Origin of the sequence: Mycolicibacterium iranicum (assembly GCF_014190915.1) — a bacterium.
Lineage (GTDB): Bacteria > Actinomycetota > Actinomycetes > Mycobacteriales > Mycobacteriaceae > Mycobacterium > Mycobacterium iranicum_B.
Map to the genome: position 1 here is coordinate 520,347 of NZ_JACHVU010000003.1, position 15,269 is coordinate 535,615.

Annotated in this window: 14 protein-coding genes; 7 read left to right on the forward strand and 7 right to left on the reverse strand. The window is 68.4% G+C overall.

Going from position 1 to position 15,269, the window contains the following annotated elements:
• Positions 1-44: 44 nt before the first annotated feature.
• Entirely contained in the window at positions 45-2,135 is a 2,091-nt protein-coding gene (gene tkt, locus FHR72_RS09775) for a transketolase (protein WP_183467719.1), read from the reverse strand.
• A 201-nt stretch (positions 2,136-2,336) separates the two neighbouring features.
• Between tkt and FHR72_RS09780 the strand changes: the two genes are divergently transcribed.
• Complete coding sequence (locus FHR72_RS09780; protein WP_183467720.1) at positions 2,337-3,278, forward strand: heme o synthase; 942 nt, start codon at positions 2,337-2,339, stop codon at positions 3,276-3,278.
• A 16-nt stretch (positions 3,279-3,294) separates the two neighbouring features.
• Here the strand turns inward: FHR72_RS09780 and FHR72_RS09785 are convergent, their stop codons facing one another.
• Positions 3,295-4,269 (reverse strand): quinone oxidoreductase family protein, encoded by a 975-nt coding sequence (locus FHR72_RS09785; RefSeq protein ID WP_183467721.1) that lies wholly within the window; start codon positions 4,267-4,269, stop codon positions 3,295-3,297.
• A gap of 35 nt (positions 4,270-4,304) precedes the next feature.
• On the opposite strand from FHR72_RS09785, the gene FHR72_RS09790 reads away from it, so the two are divergent.
• On the forward strand, positions 4,305-5,243 hold the full coding sequence (locus tag FHR72_RS09790) for an ATP-grasp domain-containing protein (protein WP_183467722.1): 939 nt from the start codon (positions 4,305-4,307) through the stop codon (positions 5,241-5,243).
• Here the strand turns inward: FHR72_RS09790 and FHR72_RS09795 are convergent.
• Both FHR72_RS09795 and FHR72_RS09800 read right to left on the reverse strand, forming a co-directional pair.
• Positions 5,181-6,149, reverse strand: a complete 969-nt coding sequence (locus FHR72_RS09795; RefSeq protein WP_183467723.1) for a COX15/CtaA family protein — start codon at positions 6,147-6,149, stop codon at positions 5,181-5,183. The two genes, FHR72_RS09790 and FHR72_RS09795, sit on opposite strands and share 63 nt — an antisense overlap.
• 24 nt (positions 6,150-6,173) lie before the next feature.
• On the reverse strand, positions 6,174-6,752 hold the full coding sequence (locus FHR72_RS09800) for a TetR/AcrR family transcriptional regulator (RefSeq protein ID WP_183467724.1): 579 nt from the start codon (positions 6,750-6,752) through the stop codon (positions 6,174-6,176).
• Between the two features lie 121 nt (positions 6,753-6,873).
• Here FHR72_RS09800 and FHR72_RS09805 point away from each other — a divergent pair, with 121 nt between their 5' ends.
• A complete protein-coding gene (locus tag FHR72_RS09805; RefSeq protein ID WP_183467725.1) occupies positions 6,874-7,557 on the forward strand; it encodes a hypothetical protein in 684 nt (227 codons plus the stop codon).
• Here FHR72_RS09805 and FHR72_RS09810 read toward each other — a convergent pair.
• The 3 genes from FHR72_RS09810 to mptB are packed head-to-tail and all read right to left on the reverse strand — an operon-like array spanning position 7,468 to position 10,948.
• On the reverse strand, positions 7,468-8,265 hold the full coding sequence (locus FHR72_RS09810) for an ABC transporter permease (RefSeq protein WP_183467726.1): 798 nt from the start codon (positions 8,263-8,265) through the stop codon (positions 7,468-7,470). The two genes, FHR72_RS09805 and FHR72_RS09810, sit on opposite strands and share 90 nt — an antisense overlap.
• Positions 8,262-9,191 (reverse strand): ABC transporter ATP-binding protein, encoded by a 930-nt coding sequence (locus tag FHR72_RS09815; protein WP_183467727.1) that lies wholly within the window; start codon positions 9,189-9,191, stop codon positions 8,262-8,264. The genes FHR72_RS09810 and FHR72_RS09815 overlap by 4 nt, the downstream gene beginning before the upstream one ends.
• Complete coding sequence (gene mptB, locus FHR72_RS09820) at positions 9,188-10,948, reverse strand: polyprenol phosphomannose-dependent alpha 1,6 mannosyltransferase MptB (RefSeq protein ID WP_183467728.1); 1,761 nt, start codon at positions 10,946-10,948, stop codon at positions 9,188-9,190. Before mptB ends, FHR72_RS09815 begins: the two co-directional genes overlap by 4 nt.
• A 26-nt stretch (positions 10,949-10,974) precedes the next feature.
• Here mptB and FHR72_RS09825 point away from each other — a divergent pair, with 26 nt between their 5' ends.
• From FHR72_RS09825 to sufC, 4 genes are all read left to right on the forward strand, one after another.
• Positions 10,975-11,790: a helix-turn-helix transcriptional regulator gene (locus FHR72_RS09825; RefSeq protein WP_396888424.1), complete on the forward strand. Its 816-nt coding sequence runs from the start codon at positions 10,975-10,977 to the stop codon at positions 11,788-11,790.
• Between the two features lie 73 nt (positions 11,791-11,863).
• A complete protein-coding gene (gene sufB, locus FHR72_RS09830) occupies positions 11,864-13,303 on the forward strand; it encodes a Fe-S cluster assembly protein SufB (RefSeq protein ID WP_183467730.1) in 1,440 nt (479 codons plus the stop codon).
• The gene (sufD, locus tag FHR72_RS09835) at positions 13,303-14,496 is read left to right on the forward strand and encodes a Fe-S cluster assembly protein SufD (protein WP_183467731.1); all 1,194 of its coding nucleotides are present in this window, start codon (positions 13,303-13,305) and stop codon (positions 14,494-14,496) included. Before sufB ends, sufD begins: the two co-directional genes overlap by 1 nt.
• Before the next feature lies 1 nt (position 14,497).
• Positions 14,498-15,268 carry a Fe-S cluster assembly ATPase SufC gene (sufC, locus tag FHR72_RS09840; RefSeq protein ID WP_183467732.1) on the forward strand — a complete coding sequence of 257 codons (771 nt, stop codon included), beginning with the start codon at positions 14,498-14,500 and terminating at the stop codon, positions 15,266-15,268.
• Position 15,269: the final 1 nt, after the last annotated feature.

Genomic DNA, 15,269 nt, shown 5'->3' on the forward strand with positions numbered 1-15,269 from the left:
TCCTCAATCTGTCGATAGATCAGTACGCGACGGCCGCGGCGCGGTCAGTTCGCGATGGTTCGCTCAGCGGCGGCCACCACTGCCTCAGGGGTGAAACCGAATTCGCGGAACAACGTCTTGTCGTCGGCGGACTCGCCGTAGTGCTCGATCGAGATGATCTCGCCGGTGTCTCCGACGAGCTTGTACCAGCTCTGCGCCACCGCGGCTTCGACAGCCACCCGCGCCGAGACGTTCGGCGGCAGTACGCGGTCGCGGTACTCCTTCGGCTGGGATTCGAACCACTCGACGCACGGCATCGAGACGACCGCCGCGGTGATGCCCTTGTCCGCGAGTTGCTTCTTGGCCTCGACGGCCAGTTGCAGTTCCGAACCCGTTCCGATCAGGATCACGTCCGCCCCGGTGGCATCTCCGCCGCCGAGCACGTAACCGCCCTTGCTGACACCCTCGGCGTCGGTGCCCTCGAGTACCGGGATGCCCTGGCGGGTCAGGATGAAACCGACCGGCCCGCTTCCGTTGCCCCGCGCGACGATGCTCTTCCACGCGTATGCCGTCTCGTTGGGATCTCCCGGCCGGACGACCGACAGGTTCGGGATCGCCCGCAGCGCCGCGAGGTGTTCGATCGGCTGGTGGGTGGGGCCGTCCTCGCCCAGGCCCACCGAATCATGGGTCCAGATGTAGATGGTGTCGATGTCCATCAGCGAGGCCAGCCGCACCGCGGGCCGCATGTAGTCCGAGAACTGGAGGAAGGTGCCGCCGAACGCGCGGGTCGGACCGTGCAGCACGATGCCCGACAGGATCGACCCCATCGCGTGTTCACGGATGCCGAAATGCAGCACCCGCCCGTACCAGTCGGCCTGGAAGTCGTCGGTGGAGATCGACGGTGGGCCGAACGACTTCACGCCCTTGATGGTCGTGTTGTTGGAGCCTGCGAGATCCGCCGAGCCGCCCCACAGCTCCGGCAGCTTGGGTGCGACGTCGTTGAGCACCTGGCCGAACGCGGCGCGGGTGGCCACGGCCTTGGAACCGGGCTCCCAGTAGGTGATGTCGGAGTCCCAGCCCTCCGGGAGTTCCTGGGCGGTGAGCCGGTCGAGCAGCTTCTTGCGTTCGGGCTCACGCTCGGCCCACGCGTCGAAGTGCTGCTGCCACGCGTCGTGGGCTTCTTTCCCGCGGCCGGTCAGACCGCGGGTGTGGGTGATCACGTCCTCGCTGACCTCGAACGTCTTGTCCGGATCGAACCCGAGGATCTTCTTGGTCGCCGCGACCTCGTCGTCGCCCAGCGCCGAGCCGTGCACGCCACCGGTGTTCATCTTGTTCGGCGCGGGATAGCCGATGATGGTGCGCACGGCGATGAACGACGGTTTGTCGGTCACCTTCTTCGCCTCGGCGATCGCCTGCTCGATGCCGACGACGTTCTCGCCGCCCTCGACCTCCTGAACGTGCCAGCCGTAGGCCCGGTAGCGCGCGGCGACGTCCTCGGACAGTGCGATGTCGGTGTCGTGCTCGATGGAGATGTGGTTCTTGTCGTAGAAGACGATCAGGTTGCCCAGCTGCTGCGTGCCCGCCAGGGACGACGCCTCGCTGGTCACGCCCTCTTCGATGTCTCCGTCGGAGGCGATCACATAGATGAAGTGGTCGAACGGGCTCTCGCCCGGCGCGGCGTCGGGGTCGAACAGGCCGCGCTCGTAGCGTGCGGCCATCGCCATGCCGACCGCCGAGGCCAGGCCCTGGCCCAGGGGCCCCGTGGTGATCTCGACACCCGGGGTGTGGCGGAACTCGGGGTGACCGGGCGTCTTGGACTTGAACGTGCGCAGCGCCTCGATGTCGGAGAGCTCGAGGCCGAACCCGCCGAGGTAGAGCTGGATGTAGAGCGTCAGGCTGGAATGCCCGCACGACAGCACGAACCGGTCGCGACCGAGCCAGTGCACGTCGTTGGGGTCGTGGCGCATCTGTCGCTGGAACAGGGTGTACGCCAGCGGCGCGAGGCTCATCGCGGTGCCGGGGTGGCCGTTGCCGACCTTCTGCACCGCGTCGGCGGCCAGCACCCGAACGGTGTCCACCGCCCGCGAATCCAGCTCCGTCCAGTCGTCCGGATGATTGGGCCGGGTGAGGGAATTGATCTCTTCGATCGTGGTCACGAGGCGCACTCCTTGAATCGGCGGGCGGTATCGATCCGCATTAACCACCCTAGTGTGGAACGTGCCGTCGACGCAGAGGTCATCCCCCCGGTACCTGTGAATCGACCCTGCAATTTCAGGGACCGGACGCGGCGGTCTACCATCCTCTGTAGTAGACGTCCCTCCGGGGCTGGCCGCGCTGTTTTTCGAGGAGTTGGTTGCGTGAGGATTCGCGAAGGCCATCTCGTCGGCGATGTCGCCGAGGGGCCGATCCGATTCCGCGACCGTGTACTCGGCTACATCGGGCTGACCAAGCCGCGGGTGATCGAGCTGCTCCTGGTCACCACCATCCCGGCGATGCTCCTGGCCGACCGCGGCACCGTGGACCCGCTGCTGATCCTGAACACCCTTGTCGGTGGACTGCTGGCCGCAGCGGGCGCGAACACCCTGAACTGCGTCGCCGACGCCGACATCGACAAGAAGATGAAGCGCACCGAGCGCCGCGCACTGGCGCGCGCCACGGTGCCGCGCAGCCACGCGCTGGTCTTCGGGCTGGCGCTGTCGGTCGCCTCGTTCTTCTGGCTCTGGTGGACCACCAACATGCTGTCGGCGCACTTGGCCGGCGCGACGATCGCCTTCTACGTCCTGGTGTACACGTTGCTGCTCAAGCGTCGGACGTCGCAGAACGTGGTGTGGGGCGGGGCTGCCGGCTGTATGCCGGTGATGATCGGCTGGTCGGCGGTGACCGGCACCATCCAGTGGCCGGCCCTGGTGATGTTCCTGATCATCTTCTTCTGGACGCCGCCGCACACCTGGGCGCTGGCCATGCGTTACAAGGAGGACTACGAGGCGGCCGGTGTGCCGATGCTGCCCGTGGTCGCCACCGAGCAGCAGGTCACCAAGCAGATCCTGGCGTACACGTGGCTCACCGTGATCGCGACGCTGGCGCTCGCGCTGGCGACGGGCTGGCTCTATGCAGCCGTCGCGATCGTCGCCGGAACCTGGTTCCTGGCCATGGCCCACCAGCTCTACGCGGGGGTCCGCCGGGGCGAGCCGGTGAAACCGCTGCGCCTGTTCCTGCAGTCGAACAACTACCTGGCCGTCGTTTTCTGCGCGCTGGCCGTGGACTCCGCGCTGTCGCTGCCGACGCTGTTCAGTCTCTGACGACGGTCCGTCCGGCCTAGGGGACCAGCACCACCGATCCGACGGTCTTGCGGCCCTGCAGATCCCGGTGCGCCTGCTCGGCGTCCCGCAGCGAATACCGCTGACTCACCGTGATGGACAGAGTTCCGTCGGCGATCGCGGTGAGCAGTTCGCCCGCGCGCCAAGAGAACTCGTCGGGTGTGCGGGTGTGGTGGGCGAGGTTGGGGCGGGTCAGGAACACCGAACCCGCGGTGTTGAGCCGCTGCGGGTCGACCGGAGGTACGGGACCGCTCGCGGCGCCGAACAGCGCCAGCGTGCCGCGCACCGCGAGGCTGGCGAGGCTGGCCTCGAACGTGGAGGCGCCCACCCCGTCGAACACCGCGGCCACGCCGTCGCCGTCGGTGAGTTCGCGGATCCGCGCGCCGAACGCCTGTGCGTCCTCGGGGTAGTCGAGGACCTCCACGGCGCCGGCCTGCCGCGACAACTCCGCCTTGTCGGGGGTGGACACCGTCGTGATCACCGACGCGGCGAGGCTGGTGGCCCACTGCGTCAGGATCAGCCCGACGCCGCCCGCTCCGGCGTGCACCAGCAGCGCATCGCCCTGCTGCACCGGATAGGTCGATTTGATCAGGTAGTGCGCCGTCATCCCCTTCAGCAGTGATGACGCGGCGACGTCCGGTGCGACGCCGTCGGGGACATAGGCGACGAAATCGGCTGGCGCGACGGTGTATTCGGCGTAGGCGCCGAGGGCCTTGTCGGTGACCACGCGGTCGCCGACGTTGAGGGCCACCACGTCGGCGCCGACGGCCTCGATGATCCCGCACACCTCGGAGCCCGAGATGAACGGTGTCTCGCGCGGATAGAGGCCCGACCGGAAGTACGTGTCGATGAAGTTCACGCCGATCGCCTCGGCCCTGATCAGCACCTGCCCCGGGCCCGGGGTGGGCTGGGGCTTCTCGACGAAGGTCAGGACTTCCGGTCCGCCGGTCTCGGCGACTTCGATCGCGTGCATACGACCATCATGCCCGTCGGTAGTGTTGCCCTGTCATGAAGCTGGCCCGACCTGACGTCTTCCATCCGCGCATCGTGCTCGCCGGATGTCGTGCGCTGCCCGCCGGCGACGGTGACGATGCGGAACTGGTCGACGCGTTGCGCACCCGCGGCCTGCACGCCCGCTGGCTGGCGTGGGACGACCCCGGCACGCTCGAGGCGGATCTGGTGATCCTGCGGGCGGCATGGGATTACACCGACCGTCTCGACGAGTTCCTGGACTGGACCGGGCGGGTGCGGCACCTCGTGAACGTCGCCGAGGTCGTCGCGTGGAACTCCGACAAGCGCTACCTGGCCGATCTGGCCTCCGCCGGGGTGCCGACGGTGCCGAGCGCGTTCTTCGGCCCCGGGGAACAGGTGCGCATTCCCGACGGCGAGGTCGTCGTCAAGCCGTCGGTCGGAGCCGGTTCGGTGGGGGCGAGGCGCTTCTCCGACGCCGGGCCGGCACGCCACCACGCCGAGGCGCTGCAGGCCGCGGGCCGCACCGTGTTGGTGCAGCCCTACGACCGGCGTGTGGGTGCGGGGGAGACGGCCCTGGTGTTCCTCGGAGGTGAGCAATCCCATGCGTTCCGCAAGGGCCCGATGCTGCCCTCGCCGGGGACGGAGCCGGTCTTCGACGCGTCGGGAACCTATGCCGAGGAACACTTGTCGCCTGCCGATCCGGACACCGAACTCTGGGACGTCGGGCACGCGGCGCTCGACGCGGCGGCCCGACGGGTCGGGGTGGCGACAACCGACCTGCTCTACGCCCGCGTCGACCTGATCGGTGGCCGCGACGATCCTCGCCTGCTCGAACTGGAGCTCATCGAGCCCTCATTGGGTTGGCGTCAACTCACCCCCGCTGAGCGCGCCCGCGCGCAGCGCACTCTTGCGCTAGGCGTCGAGGCGGCTCTGGAGCGCTCCGGTCTGGGTCCGTTCGCGCAGCGACGCCCATAGCGCCGCCGTCGCCGCCGTACAGGCCGCGGCGCCGGCCACGTGCAGTGCGACCAACGCCTCCGGCACCCCGAGGAAGAACTGCGTCGCGCCGAGCGCGCCCTGGGCGGCGACCAGCACCACCACGACGACGAGTCGCTGCATCACCTCTTTCGGGGCACGCACCGACAGCAGACCGAAGCCCAAGCCCACTACCAACGCCAGGTAGGCGACCAGCAGCGAGGAGTGCATGTGCACGAGCGTGGTGATCTCGACCTCGAGTCGGGGCACAGGCCGCTCGAGACTCTTGTCGCCGGCGTGCGGGCCGGCGCCGGTGACCATCGTTCCGGTCACCAGAACCGCCGACAGCGCGATGGCCGACAGAACGGTCAACTGGCGCAATGCCTTCGGCGCGCGATTCACCGGCACGCCGCCGTCGGGTTCGCCGATCTTGACGTACAGCAGCACCGCGAGCCACACCATCGCCATCGACACCAGCAGGTGGATCGCGACGGTCCACCACAGCAGCCCCGTGAGCACGGTAATGCCGCCGATCACCGCCTGAGCCACGGTCGATGCGGGCATGAGCCACGCGTAGAGCAGGACTTCGCGGCGGCGGCGCGCGCGGGTGACGGCGAGCACGGCGGCCGCGGCGGTCAGCACCACGAGGAAGGTGAGCAGCCGGTTGCCGAATTCGACGGCCTGATGGATGCCGGGCACCTCGGCGTGCGGGACCGGCGTGAAACTGCCGGGGAAGCACTGCGGCCAGGTCGGACACCCCAGCCCGGACGCGGTGACGCGCACGATCGCTCCGGTGACGGCGATCCCGCCCTGGGTCAGGATCACGGCCGCGGCGACGAGACGCTGCACACGGAGGCTCGGCTCGGGGAGCAGGTCGACGAGCCGCAGGAAGAGTCGTCCGACGGGCACGCTCCGATGGTAGAGGCTCGTTAACTACCGGCCGTAGTAGGGGCGTGTTGCCGGGATCACGATCCCGTCGACGATCTGGGTGACCACCGCGTCGTCGATCGGGTCTCCGCTGATCAACAGCCGGTGCCAGAGCACACTCTGACCGAGCTCGCGGAGAATCTCGACCGGCACATCGTCTCGGACCTCGCCGCGGGTGATCGCGCGCGTGATGATCGCGGTCATCTCGTCCTTGCGCATGCCGAGGACGTCGGTGCGGAAGGTCGCTGCGAGCTCGGGGTCCGTCGCCACCGCCATGACGAGCGACGTCATCAGCGCCGCGGCGTCTCCGGTGAACAGGGCGGCCCAGTCACGCAGCACGGCCAGCATGTCGCCGCGGAACGTCCCCGTGTCCCGGCTCGGGATGGACGCGCTCGCGATGCCCAGCAGGGTGTCGCGCAGCAGGGCGCGCCGGTCCGGCCAGCGGCGGTACAGCACGGGCTTGCTGGTGCCCGCAGCCGCGGCCACGGACTCCATGGTCACCCCTTCCGGCCCGCGCTCGGCCAGCAGTGTCAGCACGGTCGTGCGGATCGCGTCGTCCAGTTCTGCGCCACGTCGTCTGGCCACATCAACCTCCCTCGGCAGGCCACGGAATGCAAGAAACCGGAATGCAAGAAACTCTTGCGTATCTTATACCGCAGGCGTAACGTCAGACCTAAGAAACGCACACGTATCTTAGGAGACTGTCATGGCAACGTATCCGCCATTCCGCACCGTCGACACCGCCAAGGTCCAGCACCTGAGCTGCGGCCGGGGTCGCCGTCGGATCACCATCGACCACCGACCGCTTGCCGGGGTGACGCCGGCGATGCTGCTCGACTGGTTCACGCATCTGGGCGCCACCATGCACTACGGCGGCAAGGTGGTCGATCGCTACCACGCCTGGCATCCCGTCGATCACATCCTGTGGGAGCTGGCGCGCCCCGCGCCCGGCGGCGGCGCCGCCGAAGGTGCTCGCTTCCACATGGTCGAGGCGTTCGGGGCGCGCCCGGAGTTCACGGTCGACGAGGTGGCCCGCGTGGAGAAGCTCGACGAGACCGGCATCCGCCTCGTGCTGCGCGTCGCAGGCATCCCGGTGTTCCAGCTGGAGCACACCTGGTCGGCCGGTGCCGACGGCGCGCATTACGTGACGGTGATGGACCTCGGCGTGCGTTCGCGTCTGCTGTCGCCGATCAACGGGCTGCTGCACCGGCGCTTTCCGGACGCGAAAGCCCACGCCTGGGTCAGGCACAACATCGAGGAGGTCGGGCAGCTGGAGCACCTGCTGCCGGCGCTCGCGGCGTCAGGTGAAGCGGAACCAGCGCAGTGCGCAGAGCGCCGCGACGGCGCCCCAGGCCGCCAGCACCGCGAGGCCGAACCAGTCCACCGATAGCGTCATCGCCTGCGTCAGTGCCTCGGTCAGCGCGCCGGACGGCGTCAGGCGGGCCACCCACTGCACGGCCGTCGGCACCATCCCGCCTTCGAGGGTCAGTGCGCCTAGGCCGGCGAAGACGAACCACAGCAGGTTCGCGACGGCCAGCACGATCTCGGCCCTCAGCGTGCCGCCCAGCAACAGGCCCAAGGCGGCGAACACGGCGGTGCCCAGCGCGATGATCAGCGCGCCGAGGGCCAGGCCCGCGAGGGGCGGGCGCCACCCGAGCGCGAACCCGATCGCGCCGAACAGGATCGACTGCAGGAACACGACCGCGACGACCGCCAGCGATTTGCCGGCGATGATTCCCCACACCGGCAGCGCGGTCGCGCCGAGCCGCTTGAGTGCGCCGTAGCGACGGTCGAACGCGACGGCGATCGCCTGGCCCGTGAAGGCGGTCGAGATGACGGCCAGCGCCATGATCGCGGGGACGAACGTCGCCGCGCGGTTGGGCCCGAACGATCCGAGGGGCAGCAGGGTCAGCCCCACCAGAAGCGTGATCGGGATGAACATGGTCAGCAGCAGCTGCTCGCCATTGCGCAGCAGCAGACGCAACTCCAGCCCGAACTGCGCCTTGAGCATCTTCGACACCGCGGCCGGGCGCGGGTCGGGGGTGAATGTTCCGGGGGCGAACCGGTTGGCCACCGCTCGTGGATCCTGTGCGGTCATCGGCGTAGGTCCCGTCCCGTCAGGTCGAGGAAGACGTCCTCGAGGCTGCGTTGCTCGACGCGCATGTCGGTGGCCAGCACGTCGAGGCGCGCACACCATGCGGTGACGGTGGCCAGCACCTGTGGATCTATGTGCCCCTCGACCAGGTATTCGCCCGGGGCGGTCTCGACCGCGCTGTAGGCCTCGGGCAGAGCGGAAATCAGCAGCGACAGATCCAGCATGCGCGGTGCGCGGAAGCGCAGCTGGTTCTCCGCGCCGCTGCGCATCAATTCGGCGGGGGAGCCGGTGGCGACCGCGGCGCCGTTGTCGATGATCAGGATGCGGTCGGCGAGTTCCTCGGCCTCGGTGAGCTGATGGGTCGTCAGAACCACCGTCACACCGTCGCGGCGCAGCGCGTCGATCAGTTCCCACACCACGATCCGCGCGTGGGCGTCCATGCCGGCGGTGGGTTCGTCGAGGAACACCAGCTCGGGCCGCCCGACGACCGCACAGGCCAGCGCCAGACGCTGCTGCTGGCCGCCCGAGAGCCGCCGGTAGGTCGTGCGCGCCGAATCGGTCAACCCCAGGGTGTCCAGCAGCCACTGCGGGTCCAGCGGGTCGGCCGCGTAGGAGGCCACCAGGTCGAGCATCTCGCCCGCGCGGGCGGCCGGATACGCGCCGCCGCCCTGCAGCATGACGCCGGTGCGGGCGCGGACCTCGGCGTTGTCAGCAACGGGGTCGATGCCGAGGATGCGGATCGAGCCGGCGTCGGGCCTGGTGAAGCCCTCGCACATCTCGACGGTCGTCGTCTTGCCGGCCCCGTTGGGGCCCAGCAGTGCGAACACCTCGGCAGCCTGCACGTCGAGGTCGAGATCGTTCACCGCCGTCGTCGACCCGAACCGCTTGCTCACACCACGCAGCTGGACGGGGACGGAACCGGCGCTCACGGAGACTCAGCGTAGGCGTCGGGCTTGGCGCCCGATGGTGCCGGTGGTGTCGCGGCATCGGTCGGTGGGTCTGTCGACGTGTCCTGCGGCGGGCGTGCGGCGCTGTCTCCGGGCTGTTCCTCGGCAGCGTCACCGGCGGTGTCCTCGGGCAGTGGGCGCCAGGGCAGCCAGCGATAGGTCAGGCCGGCGAGCATCAGCAGGATGAGGAAACTCGCGACGGTGGCCATGGCGATCTGGAACAGCGCGAACCGGTCGCCGTTGGCGGTCGGGCCGAAGATGCCGACCACGAGCGTGACGACGATCGCGGCCGCCCGGAATCGTGGTCTGGTGGCCCACGCCGCGAGCGGGATGATCGCCCACAGCACGTACCACGGCTGGACGACCGGGAACAGGAGCAGGGTGACGCCGAGTGCCACGCCGAGGCCACCCACCGGGTGCAGCCGGCCTCGGAACACGGCCAGCAGCAGCCACAGCACGATCACCGCGATCGCCGTGACGCCGATGGCGCGGGTCAGCGCCAGAACCGCGGTCGTGTGGTCGCCGAGGCCGAGCAGGATGCCGACCTGACCGGTGCCCAGAGCCAGCAGGGTCGGCGGCGACATCCAGCTGCGGACGACGTTCGCGGTGCCGAGCGTGAACAGCCAGCCGAAACCCAGTCCGCTCGCCCAGCCGATCAGGGCCATCACCACCAGGGCCACGGCCCCGAGGGAGGTGCTGGCGAGAAGGAACGCCTTGATGGTGCCGCCCAGCCGGTACGCCAACGCCATCGCGACGAAGCCCAGCGCCAGCAGGGACGGCAACTTCACCTGGGAGGACAGGGTGATCAGGACCGTGCCCGCCAGCAGCATCGCCATCGGGTACCAGCCCAGCCACTGCTGTCGTCCCCGCGGCCACGTCAGCGGCCGGGGTACCAGCGGCGCGACGGCGTCGATCCCGCGCAGCGCGAACTCGGTGCCGGCGAGCATCATGCCCAGCATCAGCGCCTCGTTGTGGATCCCCGCCACCAGGTGCATGAACAGCAGCGGGTTGGCCGCGCCCAGCCACAGCGCGCTGACTTCGGCCACCCCGCACCGCCGGGCCAGCCGCGGCGTCGCCCACACGATCATCCCGACGCCGAGCAGCACCACCAGGCGGTGGAACAGCACTGCTTCGACGATGTTCTCACCGGTCAGCTGCGAGATGCCGCGGCCGATCCACAGGAACAGCGGGCCGTAGGGCGCCGGCGTCTCGCGCCACATGCTCGGTACCGACAGCGTGAAGACGTGGTCCAGCCCGAGCCCGGGTGCGGGGCCGACCTTGTACGGGTCGTTGCCCTGCAGCGAGATCTCACTCTGCGCCAGGTAGGAGTAGACGTCCTTGCTGTACATCGGCGGCGCGATCAGCAGCGGCACCACCCACAGCATCAGGGTGCGGTCGAGCTGGCTGCGGGTCATCTTCCGCTTGCCCAGCGTCAGCCGGCCCAGCATCAGCCAGGCCAGGGCCATCATCACCGCGCCGGTCGTGGTCATCGTCAGCGACACGGTCTGGATACGCGACGGCAGGTTGAGCAGCCGCACGCCGAACGTCGGGTCCTGCACCACGGGCCGCGCGCCGGCGCCCAGGGCGCCGATGGCCATGAGCACCGTGCCGGTGGCCCCGAAGAGGCGGGTCCGGCGCATCGCGACCAGTTCGGCGTCGTTCAGCGGGCTGCCCACGGTGCGCTCGTCGCCGTGCCAGCCGGCGATCGAACGGCTGAGGGAGAGCTGCCGGGCGGCCACGAAGGCAGCGTAGCGTTCGGTTATTCCTGGAATCCGGCGACGATCGGTGTGACTATTCCGACGTCACGCTAAGGGTCCCCTTGCTAGACCCGGTTGTGGAATTGCGTCACACTGGTGTTGTGAAAATCCGTTCACAGGCTTCCGACGCGTCGCTACCGGCGCCGACGCCTGCTGTCGACGGTGACACCCAGGGCCACACCCGTCGCGCCATCGTCCGGTTGCTCCTGGAATCCGGCCCCACCACTGCCAGTCACATCGGCGAGCGCCTCGGGCTGTCCGCCGCCGGTGTCCGCAGGCACCTCGATGCGCTCATCGAGACCGGCGAGGCGCAGGCGAACGCGGCCGCGGCGTGGCAGCAGGAAGGCCGCGGCAGGCCGGCCAAGCGTTATCAGCTCACCGCCGCGGGCCGGGCCAAGCTGGAACACTCCTATGACGACCTGGCCTCGGCGGCGATGCGCCACCTGCGCGAGATCGGCGGCGACGAGGCCATCCGCACCTTCGCGCGTAAGCGCATCGACGCGATCCTCGCCGGTGTCGAACCCGTCGACGGGGACCCGTCGGGTGAGGACGTCGAGGCCGCCGCAGACCGGATCGCCGACGCATTGAGCGGCGCCGGTTATGCGACCACCACGACCCGCGTGGGAGGGCCGCTTCGCGGCGTACAGATCTGTCAGCATCACTGCCCGGTGTCGCACGTCGCCGAGCAGTTCCCCGAACTCTGCGAGGCCGAACAGCAGGCGATGTCGGAAGTGCTGGGTACCCACGTGCAACGGCTGGCCACGATCGTCAACGGGGACTGTGCCTGCACCACGCACGTCCCCCTCGTGCCGGTTGAACGATAGCGACGGATAGCGCGAACACTTCGGCTCACAGCCCGCGCCGAAGCCACCACAAGAGCAAAAGGAGTGTGTCGCAATGACACTCACACCGGAGGTCAAGCCGGAGGCACTGACCCAGGAAGAGACCATCGCGTCCCTGGGCAAGTACGGCTATGGCTGGGCCGACTCCGACGTCGCCGGGGCCAGCGCACAGCGCGGGTTGTCCGAAGCTGTGGTCCGCGACATCTCCGCGAAGAAGAGCGAGCCGGAGTGGATGCTCGACATCCGCCTCAAGGCGCTGCGCACCTTCGACAAGAAGCCGATGCCGAACTGGGGTTCCGACCTCGACGGTATCGATTTCGACAACATCAAGTACTTCGTGCGCTCCAGCGAGAAGCAGGCTGCCACCTGGGATGACCTGCCCGCCGACATCAAGAACACCTACGACAAGCTCGGCATCCCCGAGGCCGAGAAGCAGCGTCTGGTCTCCGGTGTCGCCGCGCAGTACGAGTCCGAGGTCGTCTACCACTCGATCCGCGAGGACCTGGAGGCCCAGGGCGTCGTCTTCCTCGACACCGACACCGCCCTCAAGGAGCACCCGGAGCTGTTCAAGCAGTACTTCGGCACCGTGATCCCGGCCGGTGACAACAAGTTCTCGGCGCTGAACACCGCGGTGTGGTCGGGCGGATCGTTCATCTACGTCCCCAAGGGTGTGCACGTCGACATCCCGCTGCAGGCGTACTTCCGGATCAACACCGAGAACATGGGCCAGTTCGAGCGGACGCTGATCATCGTCGACGAGGACGCCTATGTGCACTACGTCGAGGGCTGCACGGCCCCGATCTACAAGAGCGACTCGCTGCACAGCGCGGTCGTGGAGATCATCGTCAAGCCGGGCGGGCGCTGCCGCTACACGACCATCCAGAACTGGTCGAACAACGTCTTCAACCTGGTCACCAAGCGTGCCCGCGCCGAGGCCGGCGCCACGATGGAATGGGTTGACGGCAACATCGGCTCCAAGGTGACCATGAAATACCCGGCCGTGTGGATGACCGGTGAGCACGCCAAGGGCGAGGTGCTCTCGGTGGCGTTCGCCGGTGAGGGCCAGCACCAGGACACCGGCGCCAAGATGCTGCACCTGGCACCGAACACGTCGAGCAACATCGTCTCGAAGTCCGTCGCCCGCGGCGGTGGGCGTGCGTCCTACCGCGGTCTGGTGCAGGTCAACAAGGGCGCGCACGGGTCGAAGTCGAGCGTGAAATGCGATGCGCTGCTGGTGGACACGATCAGCCGGTCCGACACCTATCCCTACGTCGACATCCGTGAGGACGACGTGACGATGGGCCACGAGGCCACGGTGTCGAAGGTCAGCGAGGATCAGATGTTCTATCTGATGAGCCGCGGCCTGACCGAGGACGAGGCGATGGCCATGGTCGTGCGCGGCTTCGTGGAGCCGATCGCCAAAGAACTCCCGATGGAGTACGCGCTGGAGCTCAACCGGCTGATCGAGCTGCAGATGGAAGGGGCCGTGGGTTAGTGGATCTCACTTCTGCGGTCGAAGGCACTGCGAAGTCCGGCTCGATCCTCAACGCCACCAAGGGCGAACTGTTCTCGTCGTTCGACGTGAACGCGTTCGAGGTGCCGGGCGGACGTGACGAGATCTGGCGCTTCACCCCGCTCAAGCGGCTGCGCGGCCTGCACGACGGATCGGCACCGGCGACGGGCACCGCGACGATCGACGTCTCGACGCCCGACGACGTCTGGGTCGACCGGACCGGCCGCGACGACTCCCGTCTCGGGCAGGCCGGCGTCCCGACGGACCGTGTTGCGGCCCAGGCGTTCTCGTCGTTCGAGACCGCGACGCTGATCGAGGTGCCGAAAGACACCGTGATCCGCGAGCCGATCGAGGTCACCGTCACCGGTCCCGGTGAGGGTCAGACCGCCTACGGCCACCTGCAGATCCGCATCGGGGAGCTGTCACGCGCGATCGTCGTGGTCGACCTTCGCGGCAGCGGAACCTACGCCGACAACGTCGAGATCATCGTCGGCGACTCCGCCGGTGTCGGCGTCATCTGGATCGCCGACTGGGCCGACGACGCCGTGCACGTGAGTTCGCACCACGTGCGGCTGGGCAAGGACGCGGTGGTCGGGCATGTCAACGTCACCCTCGGCGGCGACGTGGTCCGGACGACGGCCACCGTGCGTTACGACGCCCCGGGCGGCGAGGCGCAGATGCTCGGCACCTACTTCGCCGACGACGGACAGCATTTCGAGTCGCGTCTGCTCGTCGACCACTCACAGCCCAACTGCAAGTCCGACGTCCTGTACAAGGGCGCCCTGCAGGGGGATCCCGAGTCCAGGAAGCCAGACGCGCACACCGTCTGGGTGGGCGACGTGCTCATCCGGGCGGAGGCCACCGGGACCGACACCTTCGAGGTGAACCGGAACCTGGTGCTCACCGACGGCGCGCGCGCCGATTCGGTGCCCAACCTGGAGATCGAGACGGGCGAGATCGTCGGCGCCGGGCATGCCAGTGCGACCGGACGTTTCGACGACGAGCAACTGTTCTACCTGCGGGCACGCGGCATTCCAGAGGCCCAGGCCCGCCGCCTGGTGGTGCGCGGCTTCTTCAACGAGATCATCGCGAAGATCGCCGTCCCCGCCGTGCGCGAGCGCCTGACCGAAGCCATCGAACGAGAACTAGCGATCACCGAAGCGAGAAGTGACTGACATGACCAATCTGGAGATCAAGGACCTGCACGCATCGGTCTTCACCCCCGAAGGGGACGAAGTACCGATCTTGAAGGGCGTGAACCTGACCGTGAGGTCGGGGGAGACCCATGCGGTGATGGGCCCCAACGGTTCCGGCAAGTCGACGCTGTCCTACGCCATCGCCGGGCATCCCAAGTACACCGTGACGTCAGGGTCGATCACCCTTGACGGCGAGGACGTCCTGGAGATGAGCATCGACGAACGTGCGCGTGCCGGCCTGTTCCTGGCGATGCAGTACCCCGTCGAGGTGCCCGGCGTCTCGATGTCGAACTTCCTGCGGACGGCGGCCACCGCGGTCCGCGGCGAGGCACCGAAGCTGCGCCACTGGGTCAAAGAGGTCAAGGGCGCGATGAGCGACCTCGACATCGACCCGTCGTTCGGCGAACGCAGTGTCAACGAAGGTTTCTCCGGTGGCGAGAAGAAGCGTCACGAGATTCTGCAGCTCGGCCTGCTCAAGCCCAAGATCGCCATCCTCGACGAGACCGACTCCGGCCTCGACGTCGACGCCCTGCGCGTCGTCAGCGAGGGCGTGAACCGCTACAAGGACGCAGTGGACGGCGGTGTTCTGCTCATCACGCACTACACCCGGATCCTGCGCTACATCCAGCCGCAGTTCGTGCACGTCTTCGTCGGCGGCCGGATCATCGAGTCCGGCGGGCCCGAGCTGGCCGACGAGCTCGAAGAGAACGGCTACGAGCGCTTCACCCAGGCTGCAGCCGCAGGAGCCTGAC

Bases quoted from the DNA above. Each gene is read 5' to 3' on its own strand.
- FHR72_RS09785 (WP_183467721.1), bottom strand. From the start codon at position 4,269: ATGCACGCGATCGAAGTCGCCGAGACCGGCGGACCGGAAGTCCTGACC.
- FHR72_RS09790 (WP_183467722.1), top strand. From the start codon at position 4,305: ATGAAGCTGGCCCGACCTGACGTCTTCCATCCGCGCATCGTGCTCGCC.
- FHR72_RS09805 (WP_183467725.1), top strand. From the start codon at position 6,874: ATGGCAACGTATCCGCCATTCCGCACCGTCGACACCGCCAAGGTCCAG.
- FHR72_RS09810 (WP_183467726.1), bottom strand. From the start codon at position 8,265: ATGACCGCACAGGATCCACGAGCGGTGGCCAACCGGTTCGCCCCCGGA.
- sufB (WP_183467730.1), top strand. From the start codon at position 11,864: ATGACACTCACACCGGAGGTCAAGCCGGAGGCACTGACCCAGGAAGAG.
- sufC (WP_183467732.1), top strand. From the start codon at position 14,498: ATGACCAATCTGGAGATCAAGGACCTGCACGCATCGGTCTTCACCCCC.